This window comes from Caballeronia telluris, from assembly GCF_001544495.1.
In the GTDB taxonomy this organism is placed as follows: Bacteria; Pseudomonadota; Gammaproteobacteria; order Burkholderiales; family Burkholderiaceae; genus Caballeronia; species Caballeronia telluris.
Genome location: NZ_FCNZ02000009.1, coordinates 251,291 through 260,849, shown reverse-complemented (window position 1 = coordinate 260,849; position 9,559 = coordinate 251,291). Strand labels below are relative to the sequence as shown.

The following is a 9,559-nucleotide window of genomic DNA, read 5'->3' as shown; positions in this document are numbered from 1 at the left end:
CCCGCCGGCACGTCGGCGGCGCCTGCGCCCGCGTCGCCGCTCGCCTCGGCAGCGCCTGCCTTGGCGCCGGCCGGGCCGGGGTTCTATCGCGTGAGGCCGGGCGATACGCTCTTTGGCATCGCGCGCACGTACAAGCAGAAGCCGGCCGATATCGTCAAGTGGAACAACCTGCCGGAGAGCCGGCAGGTCAACATCGACCAGTTGCTGCGCATCGCGCCGCCGGGCGCGGCGCTCGCCGCCACCGACGACTGGAGCAAGTCCGCCGCGGCGCCCGCCACGGCAAAGCCGGCGCAGCCGCCGGTGCTGGCCGCCACGACACCCGCGCCTTCCGCGACAGCTTCGGCCAGGCCGGCGCCCGAGCCATCGGCCGCCGAGCCGGAAGCGAGCGGCAAGGGCATTTCGCTCGCGTGGCCGACCCAGGGCGACGTCGTCACGAAGTTCGGCGCGAGCGGCAGCAAGGGCATCGATATCTCGGGCAAGGTCGGGTCGCCCGTGAAGGCCGCGGCGCCAGGCAAGGTGGTCTATGCGGGAAGCGGGCTGCGCGCTTACGGCCAGATGATCATCGTGAAACACGGCGGCGACTACCTCACGGCCTACGCGCACAACAGCAAGCTGCTCGTGCACGAAGGCGATTCGGTGAAGCAGGGCACGACCATCGCCGACATGGGCACCGGTCCGGACGGCAAGGCCGTGCTTCACTTCGAGCTGCGCAAGTCGGGTCAGGCGGTCGATCCGGTGCCGCTCCTGAAGTGACGACCCGCGCCGCACCTCGCGCGCGGCGATGCGAACCACAGTGAAATCAGATTGAACCCGATCGAACCAGACGGCAAGGAGGCCGCTCGTGAAAAGAATCGCGCTTGCCGTGCTTTGCGCGGCGTCGCTCCTGACCGGCTGCGACCAGCAGCAAGGCGATGACGTCATGAACAAGCTCAAGTCGTTTTTCAATTCGGTGAAGCCGGATGCCTTGCTGTTGAAGGACCTGAAGCCGGGCGTGACGACCGAAGCCGAGATCCGCGACCAGATGGGCGAACCCGAAACCGCGCGCACGTTCACGGACGGTTCGAAGCGGCTCGAATACCCGCGCGGTCCGGCGGGCACGGCGACCTACATGGTCGATCTCGATGCGAACGGCCGCTTCGTCGCGGTCACGCAGGTGCTGACGGCCGAGAACATCGCGAAAGTGCGGCCGGGCATGACGCAGGACGAAGTGCGGCGTCTGCTCGGCAAGCCGACCACCGTGGCCGAGTATCCGCTCAAGAAGGAGCGCGTCTGGAGCTGGCACTGGGAAGAGGGCGGCGTGACGCGCGACGCGATGTTCAACGCGCACTTCGGCCCCGACGGCATCGTGACGACGACATCGCGCTCGGAAGCAGAGGGCGGCGGCAAGCACTGAAGGCGCGACGGATCAGCGACCCGGGTGTCGATGGCAGGAACTCTGGCGGGACGATGGACCACAAGATCTATTGCAATCATTTCAGACATACGGTGCGCGAGCGTCGTCTGCTGATGGAACAGGCGGGACAGTACCGGGAAGCGCGTGCCAAGAAGACCGCCGCGAAGCCCGACGTTTCGTGGGACTGCACACGCGGCCACGCCTGGGACGACGCCTTGAGCGTCGTACAGAACGTGCGCTGCATGAACTGCGCTTCGCAACGTCGCGAGCTGGAGACGCAGCGCCTGCGCGAATTCGCAGCGCTGCGCGGTGGCGCGCTCCTGTCGGAATCCCACGCCGATGCCCACACGCCGCTGCGCTGGCGGTGCGCGTTCGGGCATGTGTGGGAAGCGCGCCCGGACGCGATCGAACGTGAATGGTGTCTGGATTGCGTGCGCGAGCGTGTCTACGACGAAGTGTCGGACGTCCAACGCCGCTAGCCCACCTGACTCATTTGCCGGGCGGGCCGCCTGCCGCCGGTTCCTGCGCCATGTCCCGTATCTGCTGCATCAGCCAGGCGTGCGCCGGGTCCGCCTCGAACCGCTTGTGCCACGACATGTAGAGCGGCGTCGCGGCGAAGTCGACCGGCGGCTCGTGCACGGACAGGCCGAAGCGCTCGGCGAACGCACCGGCCATGCGGCTCGGCACGTTGCAGATATAGCCCGTGCGCGCCGCGATGATCGGCATCGCCATGAAGTTCTGCACCACCGCGCCGATAGACCGCTGCAGGCCTAGGCTCGAGAGCGTCTGTTCGACGACCGATTCCTGCCGCGGCGGCATCTGGATGATCACATGCGGTCGGTCCAGATAAAGATCGAGCGGGAAACGGCGGCTCCTGAGCTTTTCCTGTTTCCAGACGAGCGTCGCGAGCCTGATCTCCGCGAGCGTTTCGTTGTGCACGCCCATGCCCTTCTGCGGCTGGCCGCCGATGATCGTATCGACTTCGCCCGATGCCAGTTGCGCCAGCGCCAGGTCGCCCTCCGGCACGGGATGCATCCGCACGACGATGCCCGGCGCTTCCCTTCCAAGATGCTCGACCAGTTGCGGCACGATCGAAAACTCGACCAGATCGCCCGCCGCGATGTTGAACTGCCGCACGGCAAGCGACGGCACGAACGCTTCCTGACCCTTTAGCGCAAGCCCGATCTTTTCCAGCGCCTCGCGGACCGGGCCGATCAGCGCTTCGCTGCGCGCGGTCGGCACGAGCCCGCCTTTCGCATTCACGAACAACTCGTCTCCGACTCCATCGCGCAGACGCCGCAGCGCGTGGCTCACGGCAGGTTGCGTCAGCGCGAGGCGGTCGCTTGCCCGCGTGACGCTGCGTGTCTCCCACAGCATCACGAATATCGAAAGCAGGTTCAGATCGAAGCTGGCGATATTAACTTTGTGCATGCATTGAATAATAACACTTCATTTTACTTATAAGACTGCTCCTGTTCATATAGCAAAAAAGCCGCAACCAAGGAGACGAACATGAGTAGCAAGACACCCCTGTCGATGGGCTGGTTCTGCCCGACCATCGGCGACACGAGCGCATTCGGCGATGCCTCGAAAGCCTTTCCCCAGTCGATGGACCATTTCGAGCGCGTCGCGATGGCCGCCGAAAACGCCGGTTTCGATTACATCCTGGTCCCGGTCTCGGCGCATTGCTGGGACGCGTGGGTCGCGGCTTCGTTCGTCGTGAGCCGCACGAAGAAGCTGAAGGCGCTCGTCGCGATGAAGCCGGGCTTCATCCATCCGGTCGCGCAGGCCAAGATGATCTCGACCTTCGACCAGTTGTCGCAGGGACGCATCTACATGAACCTGATCGCCGGTCTGAGCGAGAAGGATGCCGTCGCGGAAGGCCAGTTCGCATCGAAGGAAGCGCGCTACGAACAGCTCGAGGAAGAAGTCGTGCTGATCAAGCGGCTGCTGTCCGAGGAGCAGGTCCAGTTCAGCGGCAAGTACTACCATGTCGACCAGCCGACCATCATTCCGAAGACGGTGCAAAAGCCGTTTCCGCCGTTCTTCCTCGGCGGCGGCTCCGAACAGGCGGCGGAAATTTCCGCGCGTCATTCGGCGGTGCACCTGTTCTGGGGCGACTATCCGGAGCGCATCGGCGAGCAGATCAAGGAAATGCGCGCGCGTGCCGCCAAATACGGCCGCGAGAATGAACTGCGTTTCGCGATGCGCCTGCAGATCGTGTGCCGCGAGACCGAAGATGAAGCGTGGAAGGCTGCGCACGATCTGGTATCCGGAGCCGACGGCTGGAAGGACCAGGTGAAGGACATCAGCGCGAACATGAATTCGGTCGCCAACCAACGGCAACAGGAATTGTCGAAAACGGTCGGCAGCAAGATGACGCCGCATCTGTGGACCGGCATCACCGAAGTGCGGCCCGGCGCGGGCGTCGCGGTGGTCGGCAATCCGCAACAGGTGGCCGCGCAACTGCGCGAGTTCATCGAAGTGGGCTGCAGCGGCTTTTGCCTCTCGGGCTATCCGCACCACGAAGAGGCCGAGCGCTTCGGGCGTCTCGTCATGCCGCTTCTGATGCGCTGACCCAACCCAACCAAGCATGGCGTCCCCGGCTAAAAAAAATCAAAAGGCCGGGGCATGAAGCAGGAGACAAAGCATGACAACGCAAATCGACGCGCGCCAGTTCCGCAAGGCGCTCGGCTCGTTCACGACGGGCGTGACCGTCGTCACGACGCAAGGCACGGACGGCCTGGACTACGGTCTCACGGCGAACAGTTTCAACTCGGTGTCGATGGACCCGCCGATGGTCCTCTGGAGCCTCGGCAAGAAGTCGTCCAGCCTGCCGGTTTTCGCGGCGACCGACCACTTCGCAGTGCATATCCTTGCCGCCGATCAGGAAGCGGTGTCGAACCAGTTCTCGAAGAGCGGCACCGACAAGTTCGCCGGCTGCGCACTCACGCGCGGTCACGGCGGCGTGCCGTTGCTCGGCGGCTGCTCCGCGCGCTTCGAATGCCGTGTGGTGCATCGCTACGAAGGCGGCGACCACGTGATCTTCGTCGGCGAGGTGATGAACTTCGACAGTTTCGATCACGCGCCGCTCATCTTCCACGGCGGCAACTACGGCCTCGTGATGAAAAAGGGCGAAGCGGCGGCACACACTGCGTCGAGTTTCGGCGACGGCTGGCTCGGATTTCTGCTCGCGCGCGCCTACTATCAATTGCTCGTACCGGTGCGCAATAATCTGAACGGCCACGGCCTGCGGGACGTCGACTACAACATCCTCACCGTGCTCAGCATGGGCGAGGGTCGCACGATCGAAGAACTCGACAAGCTGGTGTCGATCTCGGGCTTCCGGGTCACGCCAGAGGACGTCGAAGCGCTCGTTGTGCGCGGCATCGTCGCGGTGGAAGCGAACGCGCAGGCCGAGAAGCGCGTCGTGCGCTTCACGGAAGCGGGCCGGTCCTACGCCATCGAGTTGCTGACCATCGCGAAGGCGGCGGAGAGCGACGCGGAGCGCGAACTGGACTACCGCGAGGCGCAGGTCCTCAAGCTCCTGCTCAAGCGCGTGATCGAGTCGACGAGCGCAGCGCTTCCGGACCACTGGCGCCGCGATCAGTTCTGGCGCGACGAGCATCTCTGGCGCGATCCGGTGGCGTCGGACGCCGCCTGAGTGGACCGGATATCGATCGAGGCACACCCAAGTTCACCGTCCCTCGCGCTTGATCGCGCGAGTGGACAATGACCCGATAGATCGCACAAAAAAACCAGGCGATCGAAACAACGGGGGAGACAGGCATGAAAGCAGAATCCATTGAAGCGGACCGGTTCGAATCCGGCGCCGCGCGGGACGTTCCGGAAATCGGCGCGGGCCGTTCCTGGTACGCGGTCGGCGTGTTGCTGGTCGCGTACATCTTTTCCATCATGGACCGGCAGATCCTCACCTTGCTGGTCGGTCCGATCCAGGCGACGCTGCACGTCAGCGACACGCTGATGGGCGTATTGCACGGCTTCACGTTCGCCGCTTTCTACGCGCTGATGGGCTTGCCGATTGCGCGCATCATCGATCGCGGCGACCGGCGGCTCATCATCGCGATCGGCATCGCGCTGTGGAGCCTCGCGACCGCGGCCGGCGGTCTTGCAACCGAGTACTGGCATCTTCTGCTCGCGCGCATCGGCGTGGCGGTCGGCGAAGCGGTGCTCCTGCCGGGCGCCGTCTCGCTGATCGCAGACCTGTTCGCCGCCAACCGCCGCGGCCGCGCGATGAGCCTGTTCGGCGCAAGCGGTTCGTTCGGCTCGGGCGCAGGCCTGATTGCCGGCGGCCTGATCCTTGGCATCTTCACGGTCTCGCCGCCCGTCCTGCCCGGATTCGGCGCGCTTCATCCCTGGCAGGCGACATTCATGGCGCTCGGCCTGCCCGGCCTCGTCGTCGCGTTCTGCATGCTGTTCGTGGCGGAGCCGAGAAATGAGCAAGGCGGTCCGGGCAGCGCCGTTCTGCCGTCGCACAAGGGCGTGCCCGTCGCGACGGTCAGGCGCTACATGGCGGAGAACCGCCGGACAATGGTGTGCCTGATGTTCGGCGCGGGCTTTCTCTATACCTGCATCTATGGCTGGTCCGCGTGGGCGCCGACGTATTTCGTCCGCGAATTCGGCTGGAAGTATGCCGAGATCGGCAAGGCGCTTGGCTTGCTGCTCGCGTTGATCGGCCCATTCGGTGCGATCTTCAGCGGTTGGCTCGGCGATTTCTGGAAGCGCCGCGGCGTAGCGCATGGCTATCTGCGCGTGGCGGTCGTGGCGGGCGCGGGTCTGGCTTTCGCGACGATCGGCATGGTGAGCGTCCACGACAGCCGCATTGCGCTCGGATTCGTCGCGCTGGCGTCGTTCTTTTCCTTTTTCCTGTTCGGCGTCGGGCCGTCCGCGATCCAGGAAGTCACGCCCGCGCCGATGCGCGGCCAGTGCGCGGCGCTGTACACGGGCGTGCTGAACCTGCTCGGCGCGGGCTGCGGCCCGGTCGCGGTCGGCGTGCTGACCGATTACGTTCTGCGCAACCCGGCGGCGATCGGGCACTCGATCGCCATCGTGTGCTTCGTATTCGGCGCGATTGCCTGTGTGCTCTTCCGGTACGGTTACAAGTCGTATCGCGAGACGCTCGGCAATGCTGCCGGCTGGCGCCCGTCGCCGGTTGTGGACACTGCGCCGGACACCCGGAAACCGGCTGCCGTCGCGCACTGAAGCCCTGACGTTTCGACGTATCGCTTCAACTTCCCTGTCACGAGGATGACCGCACCGCGCGTACCGCGCGCGGATGCGTGCGCGCGATCGCCGGCGCCTGGCGCCTGAAGAAGATCGTCGCGCGAATTCACCGAATCAATTTACTGAAGGACTAAAACGTCATGCTGGGATCGATGATGGACCGGCCACTTCTGGTCTCGTCGCTGCTCGTGCACGCCGAGCGCCAGTTCGGCAACACCGAGATCGTGTCGCGCGAGACGAGCGGCGCGCTCCATCGCTACACCTTTGGCGATGCCGCGAAACGCGCGCGTCAGCTTGCGGGCGCGCTAGAACTGATGGGCGTCGCGCACGGGACGCGGGTCGCGACGCTCGCCTGGAACAACCACCGGCACCTCGAAGCGTATTTCGCCGTGTCGGGCAGCGCCGCGGTGCTGCATACGTGCAATCCGCGGCTGCATCCGGAGCAGCTCGCCTACATCCTCAATCACGCGGAAGACGAGGTGCTGTTTTTCGACATCGGCTTCCTGCCGCTCGTGGAAGCCGTCGCGCCGCGCTGTCCGGCGATTCGCCATTACGTCCTGATGGGCAACGCGTCGGAGATGCCGCGGGAGAGCCGCGTGCCGGGTCTCGTCTGCTACGAGGATCTGATCGCCGCAGCGGCGGACGATTTCGTCTGGCCGGAATTCGACGAATACACCGCGAGCACGCTCTGCTACACGTCGGGCACGACGGGCAATCCGAAAGGCGTGCTCTACACGCACCGTTCGACGATCCTCCACACCTTCGCCGTCAGTCTGCCGGATTCGCTCGGCCTGTGCGCGGGGGACTGCCTGCTGCCGGTCGTGCCGATGTTTCACGTCAACGCGTGGGGCCTGCCGTACGCGGCCGCGATGAACGGCTGCAAGCTCGTGCTGCCCGGGTCGAAGCTCGACGGCGCGAGCCTCTACGAGCTGATCGAAAGCGAGCGCGTGACGTGCAGCGCCGGCGTGCCGACCATCTGGCTCGGTCTCGCGCAACACATGGAACAGCGCGGCCTCAAGCCGACGACGATGACGCGCACGGTCGTCGGCGGCTCGGCGATGCCCGAGACGCAGATCCGCATGTGGACGCAGCGCTTCGGCGTCGAGGTGCGGCATGCGTGGGGCATGACCGAGACGAGCCCGCTCGGCACGCAGGGCGCGCTGCTGCCGAAGCACGCGGCGCTTTCCTCCGACGAGCAGTGCGCGCAGCGCGCGAAGCAGGGGCGCGCGGTATTCGGCGTCGAGATGCGGATCGTCGATTCGCTGGGGCGCGAGCAGCCGCGCGACGGCGCCTGTGCCGGCGAGCTTCAGGTGCGCGGGCCGTGGATCGCGGCGAGCTACTTCAGGGACGACAAGCCCGCGCTGCGCGAAGGCTGGTTCCCGACCGGCGACATCGCCACGATCGACGCCGACGGCTACATGCAGATCACGGACCGCGTGAAGGACGTGATCAAGTCGGGCGGCGAATGGATCAGTTCGATCGATCTGGAAAATGCCGCCGCCGGTCATCCGGCGGTGCAGATGGCGGCGGTGATCGGCGCGCGGCATCCGAAGTGGGACGAGCGGCCGGTGCTGTTCGTCGTGAAAAAGCCGGGGCACGACGTCGACAAGACGGACATGCTCGATTGGCTCGCGGACAAGGTCGCGAAGTGGTGGCTGCCCGGCGAAGTGATCTTCCTCGACGCCCTGCCGCTCGGCGCCACCGGCAAGGTACAGAAGATGGACTTGCGCCGTCAGTACGCGAACGTGCTGTTCGTCGCGTGACGATGAAACCGGTCAGACAGGAGCAAACATGAATCGGATCAAGGGCGGCTGCCTGTGCGGCAGCGTTCGTTATGAATCCTCGCAGGCACCGCTGATGAACGCGATCTGCCATTGCGTTCATTGCCAGAAGCAGTCGGGCAGCGCGTTCTCGATGAACGTCGTCGTCCCGGCGGCGGGATTCGAAGTCGCGGGCGCGACGCTCGCGACCTTCGACGACGTCGGCGCGAGCGGTCTCGCGGTGAAGCGTCACTTTTGCAGCGCCTGTGGGTCGCCGCTGTACACGGAGCTGGAAGCGAACCGGGGCGTCGTCGCGGTAAAGGCGGGCACGCTCGACGACACCTCGTGGCTGAAGCCGCAGATGCACATCTGGCGTTCGTCGGCGCAGGAGTGGGTGAGCATCGACGACGGTGCCGTCTGCTTCGAGCGCAATCCCGACGCTTAAGCACGTTCCCTTTCCGTTTTGAGCAGAGACAAAGTATGAAGACCGACACAATCAGTGCCGAAGGCATCGATCACATCGATCGCATCGAAGACGCATTGCAGGCGATACGGCGCGGCTCGCTCGTCGTGGTCGTGGACGACGAGGACCGCGAGAACGAAGGCGACCTCGTCATGGCCGCCGAGTTCGCGACGTCCGCGGCCGTCGCGTTCATGGTCCGCTACACGAGCGGCGTGTTGTGCGTCGCGCTGCCGGGCGAACGGCTCGACGCGCTCTGCCTGCCGCTGATGGTCCCGCGCGGCAACGAAGCGATGCAGACCGCGTTCACGGTGACCGTCGACTGCCGGCACGGCACGACGACCGGCATTTCGGCCTCCGATCGCGCGATCACGATCCGCGCTCTCGTCGATCCGCGCGCGAGCGCGGACGACTTCAACCGCCCCGGCCATCTCTTTCCGTTGCGCGCGATGCCGGATGGCGTGCTCGAACGGCCGGGACACACGGAAGCGACGGTCGATCTGTGCCGGCTCGCGGGCTTACGCGCGGGCGGCGTGCTCGCGGAGGTCGTCAACGACGACGGCAGCATGGCGCGACTGCCGCAACTGATCGCCTTCGCGCGCCAGCACGGCCTGCCGATCGTCACGATCCGCGACCTGATCGCGTATCGCGAGCGCATGCATGACACGGTGGCGGGCGCATGCGACGCCTTGGCTGCCTGAA

The 9,559-nt window shown here is 65.6% G+C and carries 10 protein-coding genes; 9 read left to right on the top strand and 1 reads right to left on the bottom strand.

Annotation, left to right across the window (positions count from 1 at the left end; all coding sequences use genetic code 11):
* The 3 genes from AWB66_RS14425 to AWB66_RS14415 form a co-directional block, all read left to right on the top strand.
* Positions 1 to 753 (top strand): peptidoglycan DD-metalloendopeptidase family protein (locus AWB66_RS14425; RefSeq protein ID WP_235021110.1); only part of this gene is annotated, 753 nt, incomplete at its 5' end.
* 166 nt (positions 754 to 919) lie between these two features.
* Complete coding sequence (gene bamE, locus AWB66_RS14420; protein WP_087630967.1) at positions 920 to 1,393, top strand: outer membrane protein assembly factor BamE domain-containing protein; 474 nt, start codon at positions 920 to 922, stop codon at positions 1,391 to 1,393.
* A gap of 53 nt (positions 1,394 to 1,446) precedes the next feature.
* Entirely contained in the window at positions 1,447 to 1,872 is a 426-nt protein-coding gene (locus AWB66_RS14415; RefSeq protein ID WP_087630939.1) for a hypothetical protein, read from the top strand.
* Between the two features lie 10 nt (positions 1,873 to 1,882).
* Here the strand turns inward: AWB66_RS14415 and AWB66_RS14410 are convergent, their stop codons facing one another.
* The gene (locus AWB66_RS14410; protein WP_087630938.1) at positions 1,883 to 2,824 is read right to left on the bottom strand and encodes a LysR family transcriptional regulator; all 942 of its coding nucleotides are present in this window, start codon (positions 2,822 to 2,824) and stop codon (positions 1,883 to 1,885) included.
* 81 nt (positions 2,825 to 2,905) lie between these two features.
* On the opposite strand from AWB66_RS14410, the gene AWB66_RS14405 reads away from it, so the two are divergent.
* From AWB66_RS14405 to ribB, 6 genes are all read left to right on the top strand, one after another.
* Positions 2,906 to 3,970 (top strand): LLM class flavin-dependent oxidoreductase, encoded by a 1,065-nt coding sequence (locus AWB66_RS14405; RefSeq protein WP_087630937.1) that lies wholly within the window; start codon positions 2,906 to 2,908, stop codon positions 3,968 to 3,970.
* 73 nt (positions 3,971 to 4,043) lie between these two features.
* On the top strand, positions 4,044 to 5,057 hold the full coding sequence (locus tag AWB66_RS14400) for a flavin reductase family protein (protein WP_087630936.1): 1,014 nt from the start codon (positions 4,044 to 4,046) through the stop codon (positions 5,055 to 5,057).
* Positions 5,058 to 5,182: 125 nt separating this feature from the next.
* On the top strand, positions 5,183 to 6,616 hold the full coding sequence (locus AWB66_RS14395) for an MFS transporter (RefSeq protein WP_087630935.1): 1,434 nt from the start codon (positions 5,183 to 5,185) through the stop codon (positions 6,614 to 6,616).
* 161 nt (positions 6,617 to 6,777) lie between these two features.
* A complete protein-coding gene (locus AWB66_RS14390; RefSeq protein WP_087630934.1) occupies positions 6,778 to 8,400 on the top strand; it encodes a 3-(methylthio)propionyl-CoA ligase in 1,623 nt (540 codons plus the stop codon).
* 28 nt (positions 8,401 to 8,428) lie between these two features.
* Complete coding sequence (locus AWB66_RS14385; protein WP_087630933.1) at positions 8,429 to 8,842, top strand: GFA family protein; 414 nt, start codon at positions 8,429 to 8,431, stop codon at positions 8,840 to 8,842.
* Positions 8,843 to 8,877: 35 nt separating this feature from the next.
* On the top strand, positions 8,878 to 9,558 hold the full coding sequence (ribB, locus tag AWB66_RS14380) for a 3,4-dihydroxy-2-butanone-4-phosphate synthase (protein WP_087630932.1): 681 nt from the start codon (positions 8,878 to 8,880) through the stop codon (positions 9,556 to 9,558).
* Position 9,559 lies beyond the last annotated feature (1 nt).